The organism is Bradyrhizobium sp. U531, assembly GCF_051710265.1.
In the GTDB taxonomy this organism is placed as follows: Bacteria; Pseudomonadota; Alphaproteobacteria; order Rhizobiales; family Xanthobacteraceae; genus Bradyrhizobium.
On sequence record NZ_JASVEN010000003.1, the window covers coordinates 153,531 to 178,933 of the forward strand.

The following is a 25,403-nucleotide window of genomic DNA, read 5'->3' on the forward strand; positions in this document are numbered from 1 at the left end:
GACGAGCAGACGGTCGTTGCCACAACGCGTCACGCCCCTTATCAAAGTAGTCGTGAGCGAATAGGGCCGGCTGGACGGGTTGGCTGCATCTTTCGGACGTTGCATGCGGTTTACCTCCCTGGTCATCGAGCTCATTCGCGCCCGGCCGCGGCTGATCGTGTGGATCGCCGTGCTGCTTCAGGCCGCGATGTGGCTGTTCGTGGCGCTGGCGTTCTATCGCAGCCCGCCGGGCAGCCTCGCGACGCTGCTGGCCTTCGGGCGCGAATACCAGGTCGGCACTGATCTTGGCCCGCCCTTGCCGATCTGGCTCGCCGACATCGCCTATCGCGCCGCCGGCGGCCACATGTTCGGCGTCTATGTGCTCGCCGAGCTCTGCGAGATCGCCACCTTCATCACGCTCTATTATCTCTCCCGCGCCGTGGTCGGCTCGCAGCAGGCGGTGCTCGCCGTGCTCCTGACCATGACGGCGCTCGCTTTCTCGTCGTCCGCGCTCGATTTCGGGCCGCTGGTGCTGGCGCGGCCGCTCTGGGCGCTGCTGCTGCTGCACTCCTGGCAGATCATCGGCCAGCGCCGCGGCAATGCCTGGTTCGCCTGGTCGATCGAGGCCGGCCTGTTGCTGCTGACGACGCCTTCCGCGATCTTCCTGCTGCTCCTGCTCGTCGTCTTCGCGCTCTCGACCGCTGGCGGCCGCCGCACGCTGCTCGCGCTAGATCCGCTGTTCGCGTTGATCGTCGTGGCCGTGCTGGCGCTGCCCTATGCGGCGTGGCTGATGCGGGCCGAGACGCTGGTTCTGCCGACCTTGCCTGCGGTCACCGATCTGAACGCGCGCGCGATCCATGCGGCCTGGCTGCTCGGTGGCCTCGTCCTCGGGGCCGCCGCAATTCCCGCGCTGGCCTTCCTCAACACCAGCATGTTTTCCGGCAAGGGTGAGGAGCCGCCGATCATCTATCGGCCGCCGGTCGAGCCGCTCGCGCGCAACTTCGTCTACTTCTTCGCGCTGGCGCCGGCGCTCGGTGCGGTGCTGATCTCCGGCCTGCTCGGGCTCGACTCCCTCGTCGGTGGTGCCGGGGTCGTGCTGGTCGTGTCCGGACTTGCGGTGGTGGTGGCGGCCGGCGATCTCATCGCGATGCGGCGCGCACGGATGCTGCGGATGGTCTGGGCCGCCGCCGTCGTGGCGCCCGCGATCGGTGTCGTGCTCGCCGTGCTGCTGCTGCCCTTTACCGGCGCCAACGAGATCGCGACCTCGATGCCGGCGCGCGCGATCTCTGATTTCTTCGACGAGAGTTTTGCCCGCCGCACCAACCATCGCCTGCGCGCCGTCGCGGGCGAGACGCAGCTGGCGAGCCTGATCACTCTGCATTCCGGCCGGCCGCATCTCTTCATCGACGCCGACCCCGCCCGCACACCCTGGATGAACCAGGCCAAGTTTGCCGAGACCGGAGGCGTCGTGGTCTGGCGCGCGGCGGATACCGCGGGCACGCCGCCGCCGGACATCCTCAAGCGCTTTCCCGGCATCGTGCCCGAAGTGCCGCGCGCCTTCGAATGGCTGGTGACCGGACGCCAGCAGCTTCTGCGCGTCGGCTGGGCCATCGTGCGGCCGAAGGGGACGTGAGCTGCAAACGTGCTCTCTCCGGCGTCATTGCGAGGAGCCCTTGCGACGAAGCAATCCAGAATCTTTCCCCGGAGGGATTCTGGATTGCTTCGCTGCGCTCGCAATGACGGGGAGGGAGTATTTCCGCCCCTCACCAACCCGCCACCCCAGGCAGCCTGTTAGCCCGCCAGCACCTTCGCGATCGCGCGCAGATCCTGCCAGGCCAGGCGCTTGTACGACGGCGAGCGCAGCAGATAGGCGGGATGGAACGTCGGCAGCGCGCGGATGGTGCGCTGGCCGGTTTCGTACTCGAACCAGCGCCCGCGGGTGCGCATGATGCCGTCGCGTGTTCCCAGCAGCGTCTGGGTCGAGGGATTGCCGAGCGTCACCAGCACGTCGGGATTCACCAGCTCGATGTGGCGCTGGATGAAGGGCAGGCAGATCTGCGTCTCCTGCGGCGTCGGCGTGCGGTTGCCGGGCGGCCGCCAGGGAATCACGTTGGCGATATAGGCGGTGCTGCGGTTGAGGCCGATCGCGCCGATCATGAGGTCGAGCAGCTTGCCGCTGCGCCCGACGAAGGGCAGGCCCTCGATGTCCTCGTCGCGGCCCGGCGCCTCCCCGACGAACATGATGCGCGCCTGCGGATTGCCGTCGGCGAACACCAGCCGCGTCGCGGTGTGTTTCAGCGCGCAGCCCTCGAAATTCTGCATCAGCTCGCGCAGTGCCTCCAGCGTCGGCGCGGTGCGCGCCGCCTCGCGCGCCGACGCGATGGCGATGTCGGGCGCAGGCGCGGCCTCGCCGCGCATCGTGGCAGGCGCGGCCACCGGGCGAGGCGCCTCGGCTGGCACCGCGCGCGGGGCCGGCGGGGGCGCGTCGATTTCCGCCAGGCGGTCTATCGGTTCCTCGGCGAGCGCGCAGTCGACGCCGGCCTCCAGATAGAAGGCGAGAAGCTCTCGGACGGTGGGTGCGGGTTCGGGGATCATGGGAAAGTCTGACTTTTATAGCACCTTGGCCGGACTTGCATCCCGGCGAAATGCGATTCCGAGGTTGTCCTACCCGGAAAAATCGGAAACAAGGGGGCGCAAACGACCGAGGACCGTCCAAGGGCTGAGATCAGATGAGCACCGAAGAACTTCCCCCGCGCGAATCCATGGAATTCGACGTCGTCATCGTCGGCGCCGGCCCCTCGGGCCTGTCGGCCGCGATCCGGCTGAAGCAGCTCAATGCCGATCTCAACGTCGTCGTGGTGGAAAAGGGCTCCGAGGTCGGCGCACATATTCTCTCCGGCGCCGTGATCGATCCCGCCGGTCTCGACAAGCTGTTTCCGGACTGGCGCGACGATCCCGATTGCTCGCTCAAGACCCAGGTGAAGGACGACCGCTTCTTCTGGTTCACCGAGACCAGCTCGATCAAGCTGCCGAACTTCATCATGCCGCCGCTGATGGACAATCATCATTGCTACATCGGCTCGCTCGGCAATGTCTGCCGCTGGCTGGCGCGCAAAGCCGAGGCGCTCGGCGTCGAGATCTATCCGGGCTTCGCCGCAGCCGAAGTGCTCTACGACGACAAGGGAGCCGTGCGCGGTATCGCCACCGGCGACATGGGTGTCGGCCGTGACGGCAAGCCGAACGATTCCTTCACCCGCGGCATGGAATTGCTCGGCAAGTACACGCTGTTCGCTGAAGGCGCCCGCGGCAGCCTGTCCAAGCAGCTCATTGCGAAATACGCGCTCGACGCCAAGAGCGAGCCGCCGAAATTCGGCATCGGTCTCAAGGAAGTCTGGCAGATCGATCCCGCCAAGCATCAGAAGGGTCTGGTCCAGCACGCGGTCGGCTGGCCGCTGAACAACGATACCGGCGGCGGCTTGTTCTTCTATCATTACGACGAGAACCTGGTGTCGATCGGCTTCGTCGTCCACCTCAACTACAACGATCCCTATCTGTCGCCGTTCGACGAATTCCAGCGCGTCAAGAACCATCCTGCGGTGCGTGCCACGCTCGAGGGCGGCAAGCGGCTGGCCTATGGCGCCCGCGCCATCACCGAAGGCGGCTATCAGTCGGTGCCGCGGCTGAGCTTCCCCGGAGGCGCGCTGATCGGCTGCGCCGCCGGCTTCGTCAACGTGCCGCGCATCAAGGGCGTGCACAACGCGATGGGCACCGGCATGCTCGCTGCCGAGCATGTGAATGGCGCGCTCGCCGCGGGCCGCGCCAATGACGAGCTCGTCGACTACGAGAATGCATGGCGCGATTCCGTCGTCGGCAAGGACCTCTATCCCGTCCGCAACGCCAAGCCGCTGCTGTCGAAGTTCGGCACCTTCATCGGCGCCGGGCTAGGAATCTTCGACATGTGGTGCAACACGCTGTTCGGCGCCTCGCTGTTCGGCACCCAGTCGCATGCCAAGGTCGACCGTGCCACGCTCGACGTGGCGAAGAGCCACACTCCGAAGAGCTACCCGAAGCCGGACGGCAAGATCTCCTTCGACAAGCTGTCCTCGGTGTTCCTGTCCAATACCAACCACGAGGAGGACCAGCCGGTACATCTCAAGGTCGCGGACATGAACCTGCAGAAGACCTCCGAGCACGACGTCTTCGCCGGTCCTTCGAATCGCTATTGTCCGGCCGGCGTCTACGAGTGGGTCGAGGAGGGCGCGAGCCCGCGCTTCCAGATCAACGCCCAGAATTGCGTCCACTGCAAAACCTGCGACGTGAAGGATCCCAACGGTAACATCACCTGGGTTCCTCCGGAGGGCGGCGGCGGTCCGAACTACGAGGCGATGTAAGGGCGGCCAGGACGGGCGGACCTGATCACGAAGGTGATCCGGTGCACGTTCGCGTGAGGAGGGGGCCGCGGCCACGGGGCGCGGCCACGATACGGCCATAGTGGCGGCGTCTTGGGGCTGCTCCTGACCAGTTACCGGCCGATTTGGGGCAAGCGGAGGGGGACGTCCGGTCCGAATCCTTGCGGCGACGCGCCAAAAGCGGCATTGTCGGACTGACGGTTCCGGGTCCGGATGCCTCCGGCCGCGTTCGCATGCGGTACGGCCATTTGCTGCAAACCCAGGCACTACCAACTCAAGGCGAGCCCTGATGTTCTCAAATCGTTTCAACCGCTGGACTGTTGCCGCCATCGCCCTCATGGGCACAGCGATCGCAACCGTCCCCGGCAGGGTCCTGGCGCAGACGCCGGATCATCCCTCCGATACGGCGGCGCAGTTTCCGACCCGAAACGATCTGAAGTCGCTCACCACCGCCGGCAGCTATCTCGCCGCCCGCCATGCCAGCGTCGAGCGCGACGCCGCCTCCGCCGCCGCGTTCTACCGCTCGGCGCTGCGTACCGATCCGAAGAACAACGAGCTGCTCGATCGCGCCTTCATATCGTCGGTCGCCGACGGTGACATCGAGGAAGCCGTCAAGCTCGCCGAGCGTATCCTCACCATCGACAAGACCAACCGCGTCGCGCGTCTCGTCGTCGGCGTGCATGACCTCAAGGTGAAGAAGTACGCGGCGGCGCAGACCAACATCAACCAGTCGATCCGCGGTCCGATCACCGATCTCGTCGCCACGCTGCTGTCGGGGTGGGCGGCCTATGGTGCGGGCGATTCTAAGGGTGGCGTCGCCACCATCGACAAGCTGGCCGGCCCCGAATGGTATCCGCTGTTCAAGGACCTGCATGCCGGCATGATCCTCGAGCTCGCGGGCAAGGAGAAGGACGCCGGCACCCGCTTCGAGCGCGCCTACAAGCTCGACGATTCCATGCTGCGCGTGACCGAGGCCTATGGGCGCTGGCTGTCGCGCAACAAGGATTCCGCTGCCGCGACCAATGTCTACCAGGCTTTCGACAAGAAGCTCGCGCGTCATCCGCTGATCGTGGAAGGCCTGCGCGATACCAAGGCCGGCAAGAAGATGCCGCCGCTGGTCGATTCCGCGCAAGGAGGCGCTGCCGAAGCGCTCTACGGCATCGGCGCCACGCTGACCCGCCGCGGCGGCGAGGATCTGGCGCTGGTCTATCTGCAGCTCGCGCTCTACCTGCAGCCGACCCATCCGCTGGCGCTGCTCTCGCTCGCCGATCTCTATGAATCGGTGAAGCGGCCGCAGATGGCGATCAAGGTCTATGAGCGCGTGCCGGCGAGCTCGCCGCTCAAGCGCAACGCGCAGATCCAGCTCGCGATCGATCTGGATTCCGCCGACCGCACCGAGGAGGCGATCAAGATCCTCAAGGGCGTCACGACCGATGATGCCAAGGATCTCGAAGCCATCATGGCGCTCGGCAACATCGAGCGCGGCCGCAAGAAGTTCGGCGATTGCGGCGCGACCTACTCGCGCGGCATCGAGGTGCTGCCGGCCGGCGCCGACAAGGCCAACAGCGTCTGGTACTATTATCGCGGCATCTGCGAGGAGCGCTCCAAGGAGTGGGCCAAGGCCGAAGCCGACATGAAGAAGGCGCTCGAGCTGCAGCCGGACCAGCCTCACGTCCTCAACTATCTCGGCTATTCCTGGATCGACCAGGGCGTGAATCTCGACGAAGGCATGAAGATGATCAAGCGCGCCGTCGAGCAGCGTCCCGACGACGGCTACATCGTCGACTCGCTCGGCTGGGCCCATTACCGCATCGGCAATTACGAGGAAGCGGTGAAGAACCTCGAGCGCGCGATCGACCTCAAGCCCGAGGATCCCACCATCAACGACCATCTTGGCGATGCCTATTGGCGCGTCGGCCGCACGCTGGAAGCCAAATTCCAGTGGGCGCACGCCCGCGACCTCAAGCCCGAGCCGGAAGAGCTTCCGAAGATCGAGGCCAAGATCGCCAACGGCATGACCGACGACAATTCGAACTCTTCGGCCGCGCAGGCGGACAAGAAGAAGGACGACGGCAAGGGCGGTTGATCCGAACGAGGGGCAAGGGGTCGTCGCGAATGCCGGCGTTGATTGAAGAAGGACGGGCGAAGGTCAATTTGAGCCTTCGCGTGATCGGCCGTCGTGCCGATGGTTATCATGATCTCGAAAGCGTGGTCGCGTTTGCCGACTGCGCCGATCGGCTCACGCTGGAGCCGGGCGGCGAGCTGAGGCTCGCCACCACCGGGCCGCTGGCCGCGGCCTGTGGCGACACATCCGACAATCTGGTGTTCAAGGCCGCCAAGCTGCTGGCCGAGGCCGTGCCGAACCTGAAGCTGGGCGCCTTTGCGCTCGACAAGGTGCTGCCGGTGGCGGCCGGGATCGGCGGCGGCTCGGCCGATGCGGCGGCGGCGCTGCGGCTCCTGGCGCGTCTCAACGATCTGTCGCTCGACGATCCCCGCCTGCAGAAGGTCGCGCTCGCGACCGGCGCGGACGTGCCGGTGTGCCTGTTCTCGCGCGCCTGCGACATGACCGGCGTCGGCGAGCAGCTGTTGCCGCTCGAGCTGCCGAGCATGCCTTGCGTGATGGTCAATCCCCGCGTGCCCGTTGCCACCAAGGACGTGTTTAAGGAGCTCGGCCTGCGCAACGGCGAGCTTCTGGTCGGCGCCACGGCGGTGCTGCGGGCTCCGGCCTGGCCGGAGCAGGGCGGATCGATCGCCGATTGGGTCGCGGTTCTCGAAAAGGTCCCCAACGATCTCGAAGCACCGGCGCTGCGCATCCAGCCTGTCATCGGCGAGGTGCTGGAAGCGCTGCGCGCGTCCGGCGGCGTCAAGCTGGCCCGCATGTCGGGCTCGGGTGCGACCTGCTTTGCGATCTATGGCGCGGCGAACGAGGCGCAGGCCGCCGCCGACATGATCCGCCGCGAACACCCGGGCTGGTGGGTGCATGCGGGGACGTTGAGCTAGCGATTCTTCCGCGACGGCCGTAGCCCGGATGAGCGGAGCGATATCCGGGATTCTTGCTCGTGGCGCCCCGCATGTCGCCTCGCTCATGCGGGCTACTACAGCGGGGCTAGCGGCGCTCTTCGTCTAGCCCCAAAAACCGCCGGATCTCGCCCAGCACCTCGTCCGGCTTGTCGTGCTGCAGCCAGTGTCCGGCGCCTGAGATGGTCTCGATGCGCGCATCCTGGAAATAGCGCTCCAAGCCCGCGGCCCGCGTGCCGCCGAGGAAGCTCTCGCTGGCATTGAGCAGCAGCGTCGGGCAGGCGATGCGCGACCACAGCGCGACGTGATCGTCGGGCCAGAGCCGGTGCGGCGCCGAGGTGCGCTGATAGGGATCGAACTTCCAATTGAAAGTGCCGTCGTCGTTCTGCCGCGTGCCGTGCGTGGCGAGATGCAGCGCGAGGTCGCGGGCGAGGCGCTTGTTGTGAAGCACCATCTGCGCGGCGGCGGCTTCGAGGGTCGCATAACGGCGCGGCGTGCGGTCGTGAAGCTTGTCGAGCTGGGTGACCCATTTGCCGATGCGCTCATGCGCCGGCGGTTTCGGCGTGTCCGGCAGCATGGTGACGCCGTCGAGCACGACCAGCTTCCTGACCTGCTCGGGAAAAGCTCCGGTGAAGATCAGGCTCACCATGCCTCCCATCGAATGGCCGATCAGCGTCACCTCGGGCGCTGCGATGATGCGAAGGAGCTGGGTCAGATCGTAGACATATTCGGTCAGGGCGTAGCTGCCGCCCCGGGTCCAGTCGGAATCGCCGTGACCGCGCAGGTCGGGTGCGACCACGTGAAAATGCGGTTGCAGCGAGCGGGCGATGACGTCCCAGCTCCGGCAATGATCGCGTCCGCCGTGAACCAGGATGAGAGGCGGTGCGCTCTCGTTGCCCCAATCGGCGTAATGCAGCTTGAGGCCATGGGACTCGTAGAAGCAGCTTTTCGGAGCGATCATCTTGGCGCTATCCATTCACCGGGCGCCGGACCAGCGCGAGCGACAGGCCGAGGCCGGCGATGAAGACGCCGGAGCCTTGGGTGAGACGCCGCATCAGATGCGGCCGCCCGATCAGCTGCGCGCGTGTCGCGGAGGCCGTCAGCACAACGAAGATGTCGGCGAGCGTGTTCAACGCCACCGAGATCGCACCCAGCATGATGAATTGCAGCGTGGGGTTCGATCCCGCGGGATCGAGGAATTGCGGAATGAAGGCGAGGAAGAATGCGGCGGTCTTCGGGTTCAGTGCCTCGACCAGCACGCCGTCGCGGAATGCGCGCGTGTCTCCGGCCGGCTCGCTCTCGAACGACGGCGCGCGGCCGGCGCTGCGAAAGGTCCTGATGCCGAGCCAGATCAGATAGAGCGCGCCGACGAATTTCACGGCAGCGAACAATTCGGCGCTCGCCAGGATGATGGCGGAGATGCCGAGGCTGCCGGCGACCACATGAACCAGCCCGCCCAGCGCCGTGCCCGCGGTCGATGCAAAGCCGCTCGCGCGCCCGTCCGACAAGGTCCGTGCCGCGACGTAGAAGATGCCGGGGCCGGGAACGGCGGCAATGAGACAGGCGGCGGCGAGGAACAGCCAGAAATTCGTTTCGATCATCCTGTTTTCGTAACGGAGCGGGCCGCGATTGCAAGACTCTCGTTCAAGCCTTTCGTTTGAGGCCCTGGTTTAACCCGTGCGGCGGAAGATCACGCTGGCGTTCACGCCGCCGAAGCCGAAGCCGTTGGAGATGGCGTGCTGCATCGCCATCGGCCGCGCGGCGCCGGCGACGATGTCGATGCCCTCCGCGCCCGCGTCGGGCTCTTCCAGATTGAGCGTCGGCGGCGCGGTTTGGTCGCGCAAGGCGAGCACGGTGAAGATCGCCTCGAGGCCGCCGGCGGCGCCGAGCAGATGGCCGGTGGCGGATTTCGTCGCGCTCACCGCGATGCCACGATTTCGGCCGAACAGCGCGGCGATCGCGCCAAGCTCGCTCTCGTCGCCGGCCGGCGTCGAAGTCGCGTGCGCATTCAAGTGCTGCAGATCGGTGGGCGCGAGGTTCGCTTGCCGAAGCGCGATCTCCATGGCGCGGCGCGCGCCCTCGCCGTCGGGCGGCCCCGATGTCATGTGGTAGGCGTCCGCCGTGGTGCCGTAGCCGACGATCTCCGCGAGCGGCGTGGCGCCGCGCGCCAGTGCATGCTCCAGCGCCTCGACCACCAGGATGCCGGCGCCTTCGCCCATCACGAAGCCGTCGCGCTTGCGATCGAACGGACGCGAGGCGCGTGCGGGCTCGTCGTTGAATTCGCTCGACAGCGCGCGCGCCGCCGCAAAGCCGCCGAGGCTGACGATATCGATGCAGGCCTCCGCGCCGCCGCAGATCGCGACATCGGCCTCGCCGCTGCGGATCATGCGCGCGGCATCGCCGATGGCCTGCACGCCGGCGGCACAGGCGGTGACCGGCGTGCCCAGCGCACCCTTGTAGCCGTATTTGATCGAGACGTGACCGGCGGCGAGATTGGCGAGGAACGAGGGGATCGTGAACGGCGAGAGCCGGCGCACGCCGCGCTGCTCGGTGATGCGCACCGCTTCCGCCATCGCCGGGAAGCCGCCGACGCCGGAGGCGATGATCGTCGCGGTGCGTTCGCGCGCGCTGGCATCCTGCGGCATCCACCCGGCCTGTGCGACCGCTTCGGCGGTGGCGAGCAGGGCGAACAGGATGAAGCGGTCCATCTTGCGCTGGTCTTTTGGCGCGGCGGCCAGCGCGGGATCGAAGCCGCCCTCGGCGTCGCCGGCCTTGTCGGGCACGCGGCCGGCAATGCGCGCCGGCAGCGCCTGCGCCCATTCCGGCAGCTTGCGCAGCCCGCTCTGACCGGCCAGAAGGCGGCGCCAGGACAGTTCGACACCGCAAGCCAGCGGCGACACCGCGCCCATTCCCGTCACGACGATACGACGCATGTCAGTCTCCCGCCGGCGCGATGGCCGGGTTCATGGCCTTGAGCGACGCGATGCGGCGACGCATTCCCCGGCTCGCGCGCGGCCCGGCGATTGCGACCGTATTGGCGAGCGTGATGGGCTGCAGGCTGCCGGCATCGACGACGACGGGATCGAGCGGACGAATGTCGTCGCGGCTCGCCAGCAGGATGGATTCGCCTCGCGGCGCCAGATGCTTGTTGCCCCAGGCCAGCAGCGCCGCAATGACCGGAAAGAAATCCCGCGCCTTGTCCGTCAGCACATATTCGTAACGCGGCGGCCGCGCGTGGTAGCGGCGGCGCACGAACATGCCCGACGCCGTGAGATGGGCCAGCCGCCGCGACAGGATGTTCGGCGCGATGCCGAGGCTTTGCGAGAACTCGTCGAACTTCGTCGCCCCCTGAAACGCATCACGCAGGATCAGGATGCTCCACCATTCGCCGACCGTCTCGACGGCGCGGCCGACCGGGCATTCCAGGATCGAGGGGGATTTGGGCTGCATGGCCGGAAGGTAGGGTAGTGACTTGCAAAATGCAAGTGACTGGAGGAACGGCTCGATGCAGGTGGAGGGAGCGGGGAGAAAGCGCCGGCTAGTCCTGGGGTGAGAACGGTGTGCCGAAGGATCGGGCTCTCGTGCCCCGGACGCAGCGCAGCGCTCCCGGCGATGCGGAGCATCGTCCGGTGCGGTGCGCTGCAGAGCCGGGGCCCATGGTGCCGATCTCCGGGCGCGCGTGGGTCCCGGCTCTGCGCAGCAGCGTTGCACGCTGCTGCGCGTCCGGGACGCGAGAGGAAACGGTGCCGTTTCACCTTGCTCCGTCATTGCGAGCGCAGCGAAGCAATCCAGACTGCTTCTGCGGAGGGATTCTGGATTGCTTCGCTGCGCTCGCAATGACGAGGGGGAGACAGTCGGCCCTAAATCACCGCCGTCGTCCCTGCGAAAGCAGGGACCCATAACCACAGGGAGGGGTTTGGCGAAGACTGGTCGCTGTCGGTACTGACACTGGGCTTTCTCGATGGATCACGCGGTATGGGTCCCTGCTTTCGCAGGGACGACGGCGCGCGTTCGGTCGTCAGTCGCTCAATGCGACCGTGCCAGGCAGAACGCCACCACCTGCTCCAGCGCGCTCTTCATCGGCGAGGACGGGAACAGCGCCAGCGCGTCGACGGCCATGGCGCCGTAGTGCTGGGCGCGGCTCAGCGTGTCCTCGAGCGCGCGGTGCTTGTTCATCAGGCCGATGGCGTGATCGAGATCGGAATCGCCGATCTCGCCGCGCTCGAGCGCCCGGATCCAGAACGCGCGCTCGGTGTCGTTGCCGCGGCGGAAGGCGAAGACCACAGGCAGGGTGATTTTGCCTTCGCGGAAATCATCGCCGGTGTTCTTGCCGAGCTTGGCGCTCTTGCCGCCGTAATCGAGCACGTCGTCGACGAGCTGGAAGGCGATGCCGAGATTCATGCCAAACGAGCGGCAGGACGTCTGCTCGGCCTTGGGACGGTTGGCGATCACGGGGCCGACCTCGCAGGCGGCGGCGAACAGCTCGGCGGTCTTGCCGCGGATCACGGCGAGATATTCGTCCTCGGTGGTCGCCGTGTTCTTGGCGGCGGCGAGCTGCATCACCTCGCCCTCGGCGATGGTGGCGGCGGCCGCGGAGAGGATGTCGAGCGCGCGAAGCGAGCCGACCTCGACCATCATCCGGAAAGCCTGGCCGAGCAGGAAGTCGCCGACCAGCACGCTTGCCTCGTTGCCCCAGAGCATGCGGGCCGACAGCTTGCCGCGGCGCATCTCGCTCTCGTCGACGACGTCGTCGTGCAGCAGCGTGGCGGTGTGCATGAACTCGACGGACGCGGCGAGCTTGATGTGGCCGTCGCCGGTGTAGCCGGCGAGGTTGGCCATGGCCAGCGTCAGCATCGGGCGCAGCCGCTTGCCGCCGGAGGAGATCAAATGGTTGGCGACCTCCGGGATCATGGTCACGTCCGAACCGGTCCGCGACAGGATCGTGGCGTTGACGCGCTCCATATCAGGGGCGACAAGGGCCACCAGCTCTTCGATCGACGCGCCGGGAGTTTCGAAAGGTACGATGACGGCCACGCCGGTCTCCAATATTTGCCCCGGAGGGGCTATTCTGACGGAAAGACAATAGAAACTGCAGGCGGACGCGGCAAGTGCTGCGGAACCATTGACATTTGCCGCTCGACCCCCCTCCAGGCAGGAGACCCGTGATTTGCGCGAACTGGTTCGGACCAACGATATCGTGCTGGTGTCGGCGATCGGCGCTCTGCTCGACGGCGCCAACATCCATCATCTGGTGCTGGACCAGAACATGAGCATCATCGAGGGCTCGCTCGGCATTTTGCCGCGGCGGATCCTGGTTCATGAGGACGACGCCCAGGAGGCGCGGGCGCTGCTCACCGAAGCCGGCCTCAGCCACGAACTGCGCGGCGATGAGTGAGGCCGCAAATATTACCGAGGACGGCTTTCTCGGCGGGCAGTTGCGCCTGAAGCAGAAGCGGACCGGCCATCGCGCCGGTCATGACGCCATCCTGCTTGCCGCTGCGACCGAGGCCCGCCCCGGCGACCGCGTGGTCGATTTAGGCGCCGGCGTCGGCACGGCCGGGCTGGCGCTGGCCCGGCGCGTTCCCGGTATCAGGCTGGGCCTCGTCGAGATCGACCCGGAGCTGGCCGGGCTCGCGCGCGACAACGCGGCGGGAAACGCGATCGCCGCCGAGACGATCGTGCTCGACGTGACGGCCGATGCCGAGACCTTTGCTTCACATGGGCTGTCCCCCGACAGCGTCGATGCGGTGCTGATGAACCCGCCCTTCAACGATCCCGCCCGGCATCGCGGCTCGCCGGACGAGGCGCGTCACACCGCGCATGTGGCAACGGCGGAGACGCTGAATGCGTGGGTGCATGCAGCGCGGCGCATCCTCCGATCGAATGGCGTGCTGACACTGATCTGGCGTGCAGATGGAATCGCCGACGTCCTGGCGGTCCTGTCGCGCGGCTTCGGCAGCCTTGCGATCCTGCCGGTACACGGCGAAGCGGGGCGTCCCGCGATCCGCGTGCTGGTGCGCGCGGTCAAGGGCGGCCGGGCTCCGGCGCGATTGCTGCCGGGCCTCATGCTCAATGACGAGGCACGCGTGCCGAGATATGAGGTGACGGAGATTTTGGAGGGAAGAGCGGTTTTGCCGCTGGTGGAACCGTGACGGCTTACTGGGGAAGCGATTCCGACTGCCGCTCTTGCGGCGTCGTCAGGCGGATCGCCATGAACAGCGCACCGATCAGCAGCATCAGCAGATAGATTTTCATGGTGTTCTCCGCTGCCTCATTGCAGCTTCTCAACGGAAAATCTGCAAAACACGTTCCAGGCACTTCCAATGACAGTCGCGTGATAAGAAATGGTTAATCAGAGGTAACGGCATGGCCGAACAATTGAACGATCGTGAGAGTTCCGGCCTGGCCGACAAGCTCATGCAATATCTGCCGGCGCGCTTCCGCCCCGGCACCGCTGTGGTGCCGGTTGTGCGACTGTCGGGCGTGATCGGTGCGGTGACGCCGCTGCGTCCGGGCATGACGCTTGCCGGCGTCGCGAAGGTGCTGGAGCGTGCGTTCGCGTATCGTCACGCCAAAGCCGTGGCCCTGGTGATCAACTCACCCGGCGGCTCGCCGGTGCAGTCGCGCCAGATTTACCTGCGCATCAAGCAACTCGCCGCGGAGAAGAAGCTGCCGGTGCTCGTGTTCGTGGAGGACGTTGCGGCTTCCGGCGGCTACATGATCGCCTGCGCGGGCGACGAGATCATCTGCGATCCCTCGTCGATCCTCGGCTCGATCGGCGTGGTCGGCGGCAGCTTCGGTTTCCAGGAGGCGATCAAGCGGCTCGGCATCGAGCGGCGGCTCTACACGGCGGGCGAACACAAGGCGATGCTCGACCCGTTCCTGCCCGAAAACCCGGATGACGTTGCGAAGCTCAAGGCGCTCCAGCGCGAGATCCACCAGATCTTCATTTCGCTCGTGAAGGAGAGCCGCGGTGCGCGCCTCAAGGGCGCCGACGACACCCTGTTCACGGGAGAATACTGGGCCGGCGAGAGCTCGGTCGCGCTCGGGCTCGCCGACAGCATCGGCGATCTCCGCTCAACTCTTCGTGCCCGCTACGGCGAGAAGGTTCTCACCCCCGTGATCGCACAGCCGACGGGGCTGCTCTCCGGCCTTTTGGGCCGGAAATCCCCCGGCGCGGGCCAGCTTTCGGCTATGGAATCAATGGCCGGCCTGCCGGACGATCTGATCTCGGCGGTGGAGACGCGGGCGATTTGGGCGAAATTCGGGTTCTAGCCGGCACGCTCCCGCGCCATTTGGTCCAGCCCGAGCCAATTGCGGCGCGGGCCGGTCTGCGCAAGAATGTGCGTGGGGGTTGAGCACTAGACGAGGATCGACCGATGCCGCCGTTCGTTGCATTTGCGGGCGTGCTGGGTGGGCTTGCCGTGGTCCGCTGGGCCTACAAGACCGCCGTGAGGATCAACCAGGAGCTGGAGGAGATGCGCCTGTCGCGCGTCGCCGAGGCCGCCCATATGGGGGATATCCAGACGTTGAAGCGTGACCCCGTGACCGGAGCGTATAGGCCGGGTTAGTTCGCTCCGCAATTTCGCACATGCCGTCATTCCGGGGCGGTCCGTCAGGACCGAACCCGGAATCTCGAGATTCCGGGTTCGATGCTTTCGCATCGCCCCGGAATGACGGCCATTTCCGCCCCCTTTGCCTTGATTCCCACCCCCGCCGTCGATACGGTCCCGCGCGATTCAAAACCCCCGCGAGAGCCTGATCTGACGATGGACGCCTCATTGCCCGCCCATATGCGCCCGGAACGCTCGTTCCAGGGCTTCATCCTCGCGCTCCAGCGATTCTGGGCCGAGCAGGGCTGCGTGATCCTGCAGCCCTACGACATGGAAATGGGCGCGGGCACCTTCCATCCGGCGACCACGCTGCGCGCGCTCGGCCCGAAGCCGTGGAATGCCGCCTATGTGCAGCCCTCGCGCCGGCCCAAGGACGGCCGCTATGGCGAGAATCCGAACCGGATGCAGCACTATTACCAGTTCCAGGTGATCATGAAGCCGTCGCCGCCGAACCTTCAGGAGCTGTATCTGAAGTCGCTCGCCGCGATCGGCATCGATTCCGCCGTGCACGATATCCGCTTCGTCGAGGACGATTGGGAGAGCCCGACACTCGGTGCCTGGGGTCTCGGCTGGGAGTGCTGGTGCGACGGCATGGAAGTCAGCCAGTTCACCTACTTCCAGCAGGTCGCCGGCTTCGAATGCGCGCCGGTCGCGGGCGAGCTCACCTACGGGCTCGAGCGCCTCGCGATGTACGTGCAGGGCGTCGACCGCGTCTACGACCTCAACTTCAACGGCCGCGACGGCGACGCCAAGGTCACCTATGGCGACGTCTTCCTGCAGGCCGAGCGGGAATATTCGAAGCACAATTTCGAAGTCGCCGACACCGCGATGCTGTTCGAGCAGTTCAAGATGGCCGAGGCGGCGTGCCGGAAATACCTCGACGCGGGTTGGAAGGACGACAAGCGCGAAGCGCATCTGATGGCGCTGCCGGCCTATGACCAGTGCATCAAGGCGAGCCACGTCTTCAACCTGCTCGACGCGCGCGGCGTGATCTCCGTGACCGAGCGGCAGAGCTATATTCTTCGCGTGCGCGAGCTGGCGAAAGCCTGCGGCGAAGCGTGGATCCATACTGAAGCGGGCGGAGCGGCCTGATGCCCGATCTTTTGCTTGAACTCTTCTCCGAAGAAATTCCCGCGCGCATGCAGGCGAAAGCGGCCGACGATCTGCGCCGCCTCGTCACCGAAAAGCTGGTTGCCGAAGGTCTCGTCTATGAGGGCGCGAAGGCGTTCGCGACGCCGCGCCGCCTCGCGCTCACGGTGCACGGCATTCCCGCGCGCCAGCCTGACCTCAAGACCGAACGCCGCGGACCGAAGATCGGCGCGCCCGATGCGGCCGTGCAGGGCTTTCTGAAGGCGACGGGATTGAAGTCGCTGGACGAAGCCAAGATCCAGCGCGATCCCAAGGGTGATTTCTACATCGGCTTGATCGAGAAGCCGGGTCGCGACGCGATCGAGGTGCTTGCGGAGATTCTGCCCGTCATCATCCGCACCTTCCCCTGGCCGAAATCGATGCGCTGGGGCGCGCGCTCGGGCAAGCCCGGCTCGCTGAGCTGGGTGCGTCCGCTGCACGCGATCGTCGCGACCTTCGGGCCCGAGACCGAAGAGCCCGATGTCGTGAAGTTCGAGGTCGACGGCATCGCGACCGGCCAGACCACGTACGGCCATCGCTTCATGGCACCGGCCGCCATCTCGGTACGCCGCTTCGAAGACTACGAAGCCAAGTTGAAGGCGGCCAAGGTCATCCTCGATCCGCAGGCGCGCAAGGACATCATCTTCGCCGACGCCAAGGAATTGACGTTTGCCCAAGGTTTTGAGCTGGTCGAGGATCAGGTGCTGCTGGACGAGGTCTCCGGCCTCGTCGAATGGCCCGTGGTGATGATGGGATCGTTCGAAGCGGAATATCTGGCGATCCCCGACGAGGTGATCCGCGCCACCATCCGCAACAACCAGAAGTGCTTCGTCGTTAGGGATTCCAAGACCGGGAAGCTGACCAACAAGTTCGTCCTCACCGCCAACATCGAGGCGTCCGACGGCGGCAAGACCATCGTCTCGGGCAACGAGCGCGTGATCCGTCCGCGCCTGTCGGATGCGAAGTTCTTCTACGAGACCGATCTCAAGACCAAGCTCGAGGATCGCCTGCCGAAGTTCGAGCAGATCGTTTTCCACGAGAAGCTCGGAACCCAGGCCGCACGCATCAAGCGCATCGAGCGGCTAGCTGCCGAGATCGCTCCGCTTATCGGTGCTGATGTTGCGAAGGCTAAGCGGGCTGCGCGTCTGGCAAAGGCAGATTTGCTGACCGAAGTCGTCGGCGAATTCCCGGAAGTCCAGGGCCTGATGGGCAAGTACTACGCTCTGGCGCAGGGAGAAGATGCGTTCGTCGCCGCCGCGAGCGAGGAACATTACAAGCCGCAGGGACCTGCGGATAGCGTGCCAAGCCACCCGATAAGTGTGGCGGTTGGTCTCGCGGATAGACTCGGTATGCTGGTTGGATTCTGGATTGCTGATGAGAAGCCAACAGGCTCAAAGGATCCTTACGCGCTGAGGCGCGCTGCTCTTGGCGTTATTCGCCTGATCGTTTCGAACAACATTAAACTGCCCCTCACACCACTCCTGCGAAGAGAATGGCACGAGCACGCAACAAGTGGTCACGGAGTTACTGCAAAGGCCGACGTCACGATTGCCGACCTCCTCGTCTTCTTCGCTGACCGCCTGAAAGTCCAGCTCCGCGAGCAGGGCGCGCGGCACGATCTCGTCGATGCCGTGTTCGCGCTCGGCGGCCAGGACGACCTCCTGATGATCGTCCGCCGCGTCGAGGTGCTCGGCAAATTCCTGGAGAGCGACGACGGCAAGAACCTGCTCGCCGGCACCAAGCGCGCCAGCAACATTCTCTCCATCGAGGAGAAGAAGGACAAGCGCAGCTTCGACGGAGCGCCGGATGCCGCGCTCTACAGCCTCGATGAGGAAAAGGCGCTGGCCAAGGCGATCGGCGAGGTCAAGGCGGAAGCCGGCGCCGCGGTCGCCAAGGAAGACTTTGCCGCCGCCATGAGCGCGATGGCAAAGCTGCGTCCGCCGGTCGATGCGTTCTTCGACAAGGTTCGCGTCAACGACGACGATGCTAGGGTGCGCGAGAACCGCCTGAAGCTGTTGAACGAGATCCGCAGCGCCACGCGTGCGGTGGCGGATTTCTCGAAGATCCAGGATTGAGGCTGCGGCCACGCGGTACTCGTGCCCCGGACGCAGCGCAGCGCCACTTGGCGGTGCGCTGCAGAGCCGGGGCCCATGCCGCCGCGTGCTCGTAGCTTCTGGGTCCCGGCTCTGCGCCGCACCGCTGCGCGCTGCGTCGCGTCCGGGACACGAGAGTGCGCTCCGGAATGACAGTCAAAAAAATGCCCCGCCCGGCGGGGGGAAGACCGGGCGGGGCCTGATGTCCGCTTCACTGCTCGCGCCAGCCTGATTGAAGTGACGCGCCGGACATCTAGTCGATCAGTGCTCGTTGCCGATCAGTGCTAGTCCATGACCTCGACGATGCGGCGCGAGCGCGGCTCGACCAGCACGGTTTCGCCGTTCACGACGGTGTAGCGATAGGTGGTGGCGCCGAAGCGTTGCGGCACGTCATAATAAGTGACACCGCTTTCGGGTAAGGTGGCGCCGACCACGACGCGATCGGGAATACGGAAGGCCGGCACACGTTGCTCGACGACATATTCGCGGAAAGCCGGCCGCTGGTCGGACGCAATGGTCGGTGCGCTGTCGACCACGGTGGGCGCGCGTCCGACGGTGACACCGCTTTGCGCCTGCGCCGCAAGGGGCGAGCCGATCGCGGCCGCGAGCGCTGCAAGAGCAAGAATCCTGTTCCGCATGGACAACTCCTTCAACGTGATGGTTCGGACGCGCCAGTGGCGCGACCGGTTGCCAATGCATGCGTGATGGCAATGTTCCGGGAAAAGCCCTGCCGCATTCGCGGCAATTTCAGGCAGTTTTGGTGGGGAGCGGAACTCGACTCGCCCGTTGCGCGTCTCTACTCGCGGAACCGGGAGGGCTATGATCCGCCCGCGATTCGCCCTGCCTCCACAGAAAGATAGTTCATGCACATCACCGTCGCCCACATTTCGCCGATCCTGTCGTTGATTGCGGGCGTGCTCATCCTGATCATGCCGCGGCTCCTCAACCTCATTGTCGCGATCTTCCTCATCGTGAACGGCGCGATCGGGCTCGGGCTCCTGAAGTGGCTCCACCTCTAGGCGTTCATTTTCCGGAACTGTCTGACTTGCGCGGGCCCGCCCAAAATGGTGTAAGGCCCGCGAATTCCCATTCCTCTCGCAGGTTGTGTGCAAGCTATGGCCAAAGCCGCCTCGAAGCCGAAGAAGACCCTCGCGAAAATCCCAGCGAAATCAAAGACCTCCGCTAAGGCGAAAGCCGCGCCGGCGGCCCGCAAGGCGCTGGCCAAGAGCGCCCCGAAGCCGGTCGCCAAAGCTGCTGTCAGGCCTGCTGCCAAGCCCGCTGTAAAGCCGGCGGCAAAGGCCGTGACCAAGGCGGCTGCGCCGAAGGTTGCCGCGAAGCCTGCGCCGAAGAAGGCCGCGCCCGCCAAGGCGGCGTCGGCCGCGGGCAAGGCCGGGAAATGGGTCTACACGTTCGGCGACGGCAAGGCCGAGGGCCGGACGGAGATGCGCGACCTGCTCGGCGGCAAGGGCGCGAACCTCGCCGAGATGGCCAATCTCGGCCTGCCGGTGCCTCCCGGCTTCACCATCCCCACCTCGGTCTGCACCTACTTCTATGCCCACGACAAATCCTATCCGAAGGAGCTGCAGTCGCAGGTTGAGAAGGCGCTGGACTATGTCGGCAAGTTGACCGGCAAAGTGTTCGGCGATGCCAAGAACCCGCTGCTCGTCTCCGTGCGCTCCGGCGCGCGCGCCTCGATGCCGGGCATGATGGACACCGTGCTCAACCTCGGCCTCAACGACCAGACCGTGGAAGCGCTGTCGGAGCTGTCGGGCGACCGCCGCTTCGCCTATGACAGCTATCGCCGCTTCATCACCATGTATTCGGACGTGGTGCTCGGCTTCGAGCATCATCACTTCGAGGAAATCCTCGACACCTTCAAGGACAGCCAGGGCTACACGCTCGACACCGACCTGTCCGCCGACGACTGGGTCGATCTGGTCGGCAAGTACAAGGACGCGGTCGCGCGCGAGACCGGCAAGGACTTCCCGCAGGATCCGCACGACCAGCTCTGGGGCGCGATCGGCGCCGTGTTCTCATCCTGGATGAACGCGCGCGCGATGACGTACCGCAAGCTGCACGACATTCCGGAATCCTGGGGCACCGCGGTCAACGTGCAGGCCATGGTGTTCGGCAACATGGGCGAGACCTCGGCGACCGGCGTTGCGTTCACGCGCAACCCCTCGACCGGCGAGAGCAAGCTCTACGGCGAGTTCCTGATCAACGCGCAGGGCGAGGACGTGGTGGCGGGCATCCGCACGCCGCAGGACATCACCGAGGAAGCGCGCAAGGAGTCCGGCTCCGACAAGGCGTCGATGGAAGCGGCGATGCCCGAGGCCTTCAAGGAGCTGACGCGGATCTACACGCTGCTCGAAAAGCACTACCGCGACATGCAGGACATGGAGTTCACGGTCGAGCAGGGCAAGCTGTGGATGCTCCAGACCCGCGGCGGCAAGCGCACCGCCAAGGCTGCGCTGCGCATCGCGGTCGAGCTCGCCAATGAAGGCCTGATCTCGAAGAAGGAAGCGGTCACCCGCATCGATCCGGCGTCGCTCGATCAGCTCCTGCATCCGACCATCGATCCCAACGCCAAGCGCGACGTGATCGCGACCGGCCTGCCGGCATCCCCGGGTGCCGCCTCCGGCGAGATCGTGTTCTCCTCGGATGAAGCCGCCAAGCTCCAGGGCGACGGCCGCAAGGTCATTCTGGTCCGCATCGAGACCAGCCCGGAAGACATCCACGGCATGCACGCCGCCGAAGGCATTCTGACCACGCGCGGCGGCATGACCTCGCACGCGGCGGTGGTCGCGCGCGGCATGGGCAAGCCCTGCGTCTCCGGCTGCGGCACCATCCGCGTCGATTACGGCCGCGGCACCATGAGCATCGGCTCGCGCACCTTCAAGACCGGCGACGTCATCACCATCGACGGCTCGCTCGGCCAGGTGCTCGCCGGCCGCATGCCGATGATCGAGCCGGAGCTGTCCGGCGAGTTCGGCACGCTGATGAACTGGGCCGACCAGGTTCGCAAGATCGGCGTCCGCGTCAACGGCGACACGCCGGACGATGCGCGCACCGCGATCAAGTTCGGCGCCGAGGGCATCGGCCTCTGCCGCACCGAGCACATGTTCTTCGAGGAGACCCGCATCCGCACCGTGCGCGAGATGATCCTCGCCGAAGACGAGCAGGCCCGCCGCGCCGCGCTGGCCAAGCTGCTGCCGATGCAGCGCGCCGACTTCGTCGAGCTGTTCGAGATCATGAAGGGCCTGCCCGTCACGATCCGTCTGCTCGATCCGCCGCTGCACGAGTTCCTGCCGCACACCCATGCCGAGGTCGAGGAAGTGGCGCGTGCCATGAACACCGACCCGCGGCGCCTGGCCGACCGCGCGCGCGAGCTTTCGGAGTTCAATCCGATGCTCGGCTTCCGCGGCTGCCGCATCGCGATCGCCTATCCTGAAATCGCCGAGATGCAGGCCCGCGCGATCTTCGAGGCGGCGGTCGAGGCCGAGAAGCGCACCGGCAAGGCCGTCGGCCTCGAGGTGATGGTGCCGCTGATCGCGACCAAGATGGAGCTCGATCTCGTCAAGGCGCGCATCGACTCCACTGCGAAGGCGGTGATGCGCGACAACAACACCAAGATCGCGTACCAGGTCGGTACCATGATCGAGCTGCCGCGCGCCTGTCTGCTCGCGGCCGAGATCGCGGAGAGCGCCGAGTTCTTCTCGTTCGGCACCAACGACCTCACGCAGACCACCTACGGCATCAGCCGCGACGACGCGGCGAGCTTCCTCGGCCCGTACGTGTCGAAGGGCATCCTCTCGGTCGATCCCTTCGTCGCGCTCGATCAGGAAGGCGTCGGCGAGCTCGTCAAGATCGGCGTCGCGCGCGGCCGCAAGACGCGTCCGAAGCTCAAGGTCGGCATCTGCGGCGAGCACGGCGGCGATCCCGCTTCCGTTGCCTTCTGCCACAACATCGGCCTCGACTACGTCTCGTGCTCGCCCTACCGCGTGCCGATCGCTCGTCTCGCCGCCGCGCAAGCCGCGCTCGGCAAGGCGGCCGCGAGCCAGGCGTAAGACGAACTAAAATTCAGGAATGAAAGAGGCGGGGCGAAAGCTCCGCCTCTTTTCGTTGACGTCTGCTCTCTCCACGCGTCATTGCGAGGAGCTCAGCGACAAAATTGCGTAGCAATTTTGCGCAGATGCGACGAAGCAATCCAGACTGTTTTCGTGGAAAGACTCTGGATTGCTTCGCTGCGCTCGCAATGACGGAGTGGGTGCGCGCCACACACGAACTGTCATCGCCCGGCTTGACCGGGCGATCCAGTACGCTGCGGCGTTCGTGATTGAACCGAGAGGCGGCGGCGTACTGGATGCCCCGATCAAGTCGGGGCATGACAGTTGCGGACGTCGCGATACTTCTTGCAGCACTGGGAACTATCGTGCGTCCCGTATTGATACGCGCCGGCAAGAGTTCCTTCACCATTCGCGTTGACCGGTTGTTTACCGCTTCACGTCACCCGGCATTCACCACGCGCGCAATCGCCCCGTGAAAACACCTGAGTTCGCTTGAGTGTGCCGCACGCGCAACGCCGATTAACGCCCCGGCAACCTAAATTGGATACTTACGAGAAAGGTCGAATTGCACGGATGTACTGCCGTTCGATTTTTCTGGCGTAAGCGTAGCGTGAGCGTAACGATGTCAGTGTTGCGTAACCATCCGAGGGGCGCGCGGTTCGCGTCCTTCGGAATCGGTCTCTGCATCTTCGCATTGATGCCGAGAGAGACCGGCTATCAGGACATTGCTTCCTTGCTGGCGCGCCAACCGGGCGTCGCCGAGCGTTGGCAGAAGCAGGTGTTCTCCGCGGCGTCCTCGATCCAGCTCGCCACCTACAGTTTTTCCCGTCCCATCGGGACATCGGTTCCGCAGAGCGCGATGGTTCGCCTCGCGAGCCTCGACGGCCGCGACGTCACCGGCGCGATCAGCCGCAATCCGGCGCTGCAGACGGCGCCGCGCTACCAGGCCTCGGACTTTCCCAGGGTTGATCGCTCCATGAAGGGTGATCGCCTCGCAACCGTGACGCCGACCGAGGCGCCTGAAGCGAACGCACCCGCAGCGGGCCCGGCGCAGCAAGATCCCGCGACCTCGAACAGCTCGGTGTTCGGCGCCAAGACCGCCGCCTTGTCACAAGCGATGTCGCCGGAGTCCGCAGCCGCGCTCGATCCCGAGCTGCAGGAAGCGCTCCGCGCGCCGCCGCTGCGGCAATACACCAATGCTCCGCAGGCCAGCGACGTCGCCCGCTCGTTCGCGGTGCAGCCGCTCGAAGCGCTGAAGCGCGCCACCGCGCCGACGACGCCCGTGCGCGACCCGTTCAGCGTCAAGACCTCCAACCTGTTCTTCGGCAGCTCCTCGCTCGGCGGCAATGTCGAGAGCATCGAGAGTTGGCAGCCGGGCGCGGAGCCGCTGATCGTGATGCCCGACCCCGACATGAAGGTGACGGCCTCGCTGATGCCGCCGACGGCGGAGATCGGCAAGGATATCGAGAGCGGCGAGAGCGTCGCGCCGAAGGGCGAGGTCAACGCCGACAACCAGCGCACCAAATCGCCGGCGGAACGGCTCGCGCTCGACGACAAGTCGCGCGCCAAGTCGGAAAAATGTCTTGCCGAAGCCGTCTATTTCGAATCGCGCGGCGAGGCCGTGCGCGGCCAGATCGCGGTGGCGCAGGTCGTGATGAACCGGGTGTTCTCCGGCAAATATCCAGACACCGTGTGCGGGGCGGTCTATCAGAACAAGCACCGCCATCTCGCCTGCCAGTTCACCTTTGCCTGCGACAACAACGCCGACGTGATCCGCGAACCCGAGATGTGGGAGCGCGCCAAGAAGATCGCGAAAGCCATGCTCGACGGCCAGATCTGGCTGCCCGAGGTCGGCAAGTCCACGCATTACCACGCCTATTGGGTGCGCCCGTCCTGGGTCGCCGAGATGAAGAAGATGTACAAGACCGGCGTGCACACCTTCTACCGCCCGCGCAACTGGGGCGACGGCAGCGAGGAACCGAGCTGGGGCACGCCCGCCCAGACCGCCGCGCTGTCGGCCGAGCTCGCGCAGGAAGCCAAGAGCTCCGCGGAAATGGGTAATACTGAGCGGCGGTAGGTTCCTTTACCTCGCCCCGCTTGCGGGGAGAGGTCGGATTGCATCGAAGATGCAATCCGGGTGAGGGGGACTCTCCGCGAGTCCAGTTTTCACCGCCCTCTCCCCGCAGGCGGGGAGAGCGAGCAGATCACGTCACGCCTCGATATCCAGCGCGCAGTCGAAGTTCGGCGCCGAGTGCGTCAGCGCACCCGCCGATGCGTAATCGACACCGGTCGCAGCGATGGCGGCAATCGAGTCCGGCGTGACGCCGCCTGACGCCTCCAGCTCGAGCCGTCCCTCGTTGATCCGCACCGCCTCGCGTAGCGTCGCAACATCCATGTTGTCGAGCAGCACGGCATCGGCCAGTGCCGTGTCCAGCACCTCGCGCAGCTGCGCCAGCGTGTCGACCTCGATCTCGATCTTGATGAGATGGCCGGCGCGGCTGCGGGCGCGCTCCAGCACGGGGCGGATGCCGCCGGCGACCGCGATGTGGTTGTCCTTGATCAGGATCGCATCGTCGAGGCCAAAGCGGTGGTTGAAGCCGCCGCCGCAGCGCACCGCGTATTTCTCCAGCGCACGCAATCCCGGCGTGGTTTTTCGCGTGCAGCAGATGCGCATTCTTGTGCCCTCTGTGCGCGCGACATAATCGGCCGTCAACGTCGCAACGCCTGAGAGGCGGCCGACGAAGTTGAGCGCGGTCCGCTCCGCCGTGAGGATGGCGCGCGCCGGCCCCGAGATCGTCAGCACATGCTGCCCGCGGGCGACGCGCGCGGCGTCGCGGACATGCGCACGTATCTCGATATCGGGCGAGAGCCTTTGCAGCGTCGCGACCGCGAGCGGCAGGCCGGCGATCACACCGGATTGGCGCGCGACGAGGATCGCCTGCGCTCTGGTGGCTTCGGGGATCGTGGCGAGCGAGGTGATGTCGCCGGCACGGCCGAGGTCTTCGTCGAGCGCGCGCTGCACGGCCTCTTCGATCGCGAGCGGCGAGAGGAAGGCATCGGGATAGAGCAGGGAGGTCGGGGTCATCTCGGGGGTCC

General features: G+C 66.0%; 21 protein-coding genes. 13 read left to right on the forward strand and 8 right to left on the reverse strand.

What is annotated here, in order from left to right; translation table 11 throughout:
• Nucleotides 1-103 precede the first annotated feature (103 nt).
• A complete protein-coding gene (locus tag QRQ56_RS16950) occupies nt 104-1,612 on the forward strand; it encodes a glycosyltransferase family 39 protein (protein WP_438741673.1) in 1,509 nt (502 codons plus the stop codon).
• Between the two features lie 158 nt (nt 1,613-1,770).
• Here QRQ56_RS16950 and QRQ56_RS16955 read toward each other — a convergent pair whose 3' ends face one another.
• Nucleotides 1,771-2,574, reverse strand: coding sequence for a uracil-DNA glycosylase (locus tag QRQ56_RS16955; protein ID WP_438741674.1), 804 nt, complete (start codon nt 2,572-2,574; stop codon nt 1,771-1,773).
• 134 nt (nt 2,575-2,708) lie between these two features.
• Between QRQ56_RS16955 and QRQ56_RS16960 the strand changes: the two genes are divergently transcribed.
• From QRQ56_RS16960 to QRQ56_RS16970, 3 genes are all read left to right on the forward strand, one after another.
• The gene (locus QRQ56_RS16960; RefSeq protein WP_438741675.1) at nt 2,709-4,370 is read left to right on the forward strand and encodes an electron transfer flavoprotein-ubiquinone oxidoreductase; all 1,662 of its coding nucleotides are present in this window, start codon (nt 2,709-2,711) and stop codon (nt 4,368-4,370) included.
• A gap of 307 nt (nt 4,371-4,677) precedes the next feature.
• Nucleotides 4,678-6,474, forward strand: a complete 1,797-nt coding sequence (locus QRQ56_RS16965) for a tetratricopeptide repeat protein (protein ID WP_438741676.1) — start codon at nt 4,678-4,680, stop codon at nt 6,472-6,474.
• A gap of 29 nt (nt 6,475-6,503) precedes the next feature.
• The gene (locus tag QRQ56_RS16970) at nt 6,504-7,388 is read left to right on the forward strand and encodes a 4-(cytidine 5'-diphospho)-2-C-methyl-D-erythritol kinase (protein WP_438741677.1); all 885 of its coding nucleotides are present in this window, start codon (nt 6,504-6,506) and stop codon (nt 7,386-7,388) included.
• Nucleotides 7,389-7,494: 106 nt separating this feature from the next.
• Here QRQ56_RS16970 and QRQ56_RS16975 read toward each other — a convergent pair whose 3' ends face one another.
• The 5 genes from QRQ56_RS16975 to QRQ56_RS16995 all read right to left on the reverse strand — a co-directional run bounded on the left by QRQ56_RS16975 (nt 7,495) and on the right by QRQ56_RS16995 (nt 12,440).
• Nucleotides 7,495-8,367 (reverse strand): alpha/beta fold hydrolase, encoded by an 873-nt coding sequence (locus tag QRQ56_RS16975; RefSeq protein ID WP_438741679.1) that lies wholly within the window; start codon nt 8,365-8,367, stop codon nt 7,495-7,497.
• Between the two features lie 7 nt (nt 8,368-8,374).
• The gene (locus tag QRQ56_RS16980) at nt 8,375-9,007 is read right to left on the reverse strand and encodes a LysE family translocator (RefSeq protein ID WP_438741681.1); all 633 of its coding nucleotides are present in this window, start codon (nt 9,005-9,007) and stop codon (nt 8,375-8,377) included.
• Nucleotides 9,008-9,076: 69 nt separating this feature from the next.
• Nucleotides 9,077-10,339, reverse strand: a complete 1,263-nt coding sequence (gene fabF / locus QRQ56_RS16985; RefSeq protein ID WP_438741682.1) for a beta-ketoacyl-ACP synthase II — start codon at nt 10,337-10,339, stop codon at nt 9,077-9,079.
• 1 nt (nt 10,340) lies between these two features.
• The gene (locus QRQ56_RS16990; protein ID WP_438741683.1) at nt 10,341-10,856 is read right to left on the reverse strand and encodes a winged helix-turn-helix transcriptional regulator; all 516 of its coding nucleotides are present in this window, start codon (nt 10,854-10,856) and stop codon (nt 10,341-10,343) included.
• 576 nt (nt 10,857-11,432) lie between these two features.
• Nucleotides 11,433-12,440 carry a polyprenyl synthetase family protein gene (locus QRQ56_RS16995; protein ID WP_438741684.1) on the reverse strand — a complete coding sequence of 336 codons (1,008 nt, stop codon included), beginning with the start codon at nt 12,438-12,440 and terminating at the stop codon, nt 11,433-11,435.
• A gap of 133 nt (nt 12,441-12,573) precedes the next feature.
• Here QRQ56_RS16995 and QRQ56_RS17000 point away from each other — a divergent pair, with 133 nt between their 5' ends.
• The 6 genes from QRQ56_RS17000 (at nt 12,574) to glyS (ending at nt 18,222) form a co-directional block, all read left to right on the forward strand.
• Nucleotides 12,574-12,801 (forward strand): putative signal transducing protein, encoded by a 228-nt coding sequence (locus QRQ56_RS17000; RefSeq protein ID WP_097659764.1) that lies wholly within the window; start codon nt 12,574-12,576, stop codon nt 12,799-12,801.
• Nucleotides 12,794-13,558, forward strand: coding sequence for a tRNA1(Val) (adenine(37)-N6)-methyltransferase (locus QRQ56_RS17005; protein ID WP_438741685.1), 765 nt, complete (start codon nt 12,794-12,796; stop codon nt 13,556-13,558). The genes QRQ56_RS17000 and QRQ56_RS17005 overlap by 8 nt, the downstream gene beginning before the upstream one ends.
• A gap of 214 nt (nt 13,559-13,772) precedes the next feature.
• Nucleotides 13,773-14,681, forward strand: coding sequence for a S49 family peptidase (locus QRQ56_RS17010; RefSeq protein WP_438741686.1), 909 nt, complete (start codon nt 13,773-13,775; stop codon nt 14,679-14,681).
• A gap of 104 nt (nt 14,682-14,785) precedes the next feature.
• A complete protein-coding gene (locus QRQ56_RS17015) occupies nt 14,786-14,977 on the forward strand; it encodes a hypothetical protein (protein WP_027558178.1) in 192 nt (63 codons plus the stop codon).
• 198 nt (nt 14,978-15,175) lie between these two features.
• Nucleotides 15,176-16,111: a glycine--tRNA ligase subunit alpha gene (locus QRQ56_RS17020; RefSeq protein ID WP_038948278.1), complete on the forward strand. Its 936-nt coding sequence runs from the start codon at nt 15,176-15,178 to the stop codon at nt 16,109-16,111.
• On the forward strand, nt 16,111-18,222 hold the full coding sequence (glyS, locus tag QRQ56_RS17025; protein ID WP_438741688.1) for a glycine--tRNA ligase subunit beta: 2,112 nt from the start codon (nt 16,111-16,113) through the stop codon (nt 18,220-18,222). Before QRQ56_RS17020 ends, glyS begins: the two co-directional genes overlap by 1 nt.
• A 302-nt stretch (nt 18,223-18,524) precedes the next feature.
• Here glyS and QRQ56_RS17030 read toward each other — a convergent pair whose 3' ends face one another.
• Complete coding sequence (locus QRQ56_RS17030; protein WP_438741689.1) at nt 18,525-18,878, reverse strand: DUF1236 domain-containing protein; 354 nt, start codon at nt 18,876-18,878, stop codon at nt 18,525-18,527.
• Between the two features lie 225 nt (nt 18,879-19,103).
• Here QRQ56_RS17030 and QRQ56_RS17035 point away from each other — a divergent pair, with 225 nt between their 5' ends.
• The 3 genes from QRQ56_RS17035 (at nt 19,104) to QRQ56_RS17045 (ending at nt 24,384) form a co-directional block, all read left to right on the forward strand.
• Complete coding sequence (locus QRQ56_RS17035) at nt 19,104-19,259, forward strand: DUF3096 domain-containing protein (protein WP_018648785.1); 156 nt, start codon at nt 19,104-19,106, stop codon at nt 19,257-19,259.
• Between the two features lie 96 nt (nt 19,260-19,355).
• Nucleotides 19,356-22,307, forward strand: coding sequence for a pyruvate, phosphate dikinase (ppdK, locus tag QRQ56_RS17040; protein ID WP_438741690.1), 2,952 nt, complete (start codon nt 19,356-19,358; stop codon nt 22,305-22,307).
• Nucleotides 22,308-22,929: 622 nt separating this feature from the next.
• On the forward strand, nt 22,930-24,384 hold the full coding sequence (locus QRQ56_RS17045) for a cell wall hydrolase (RefSeq protein ID WP_438741691.1): 1,455 nt from the start codon (nt 22,930-22,932) through the stop codon (nt 24,382-24,384).
• Nucleotides 24,385-24,516: 132 nt separating this feature from the next.
• On the opposite strand, the gene nadC is transcribed toward QRQ56_RS17045, so the two are convergent.
• On the reverse strand, nt 24,517-25,392 hold the full coding sequence (gene nadC, locus QRQ56_RS17050) for a carboxylating nicotinate-nucleotide diphosphorylase (protein ID WP_438741692.1): 876 nt from the start codon (nt 25,390-25,392) through the stop codon (nt 24,517-24,519).
• Between the last annotated feature and the right edge of the window lie 11 nt (nt 25,393-25,403).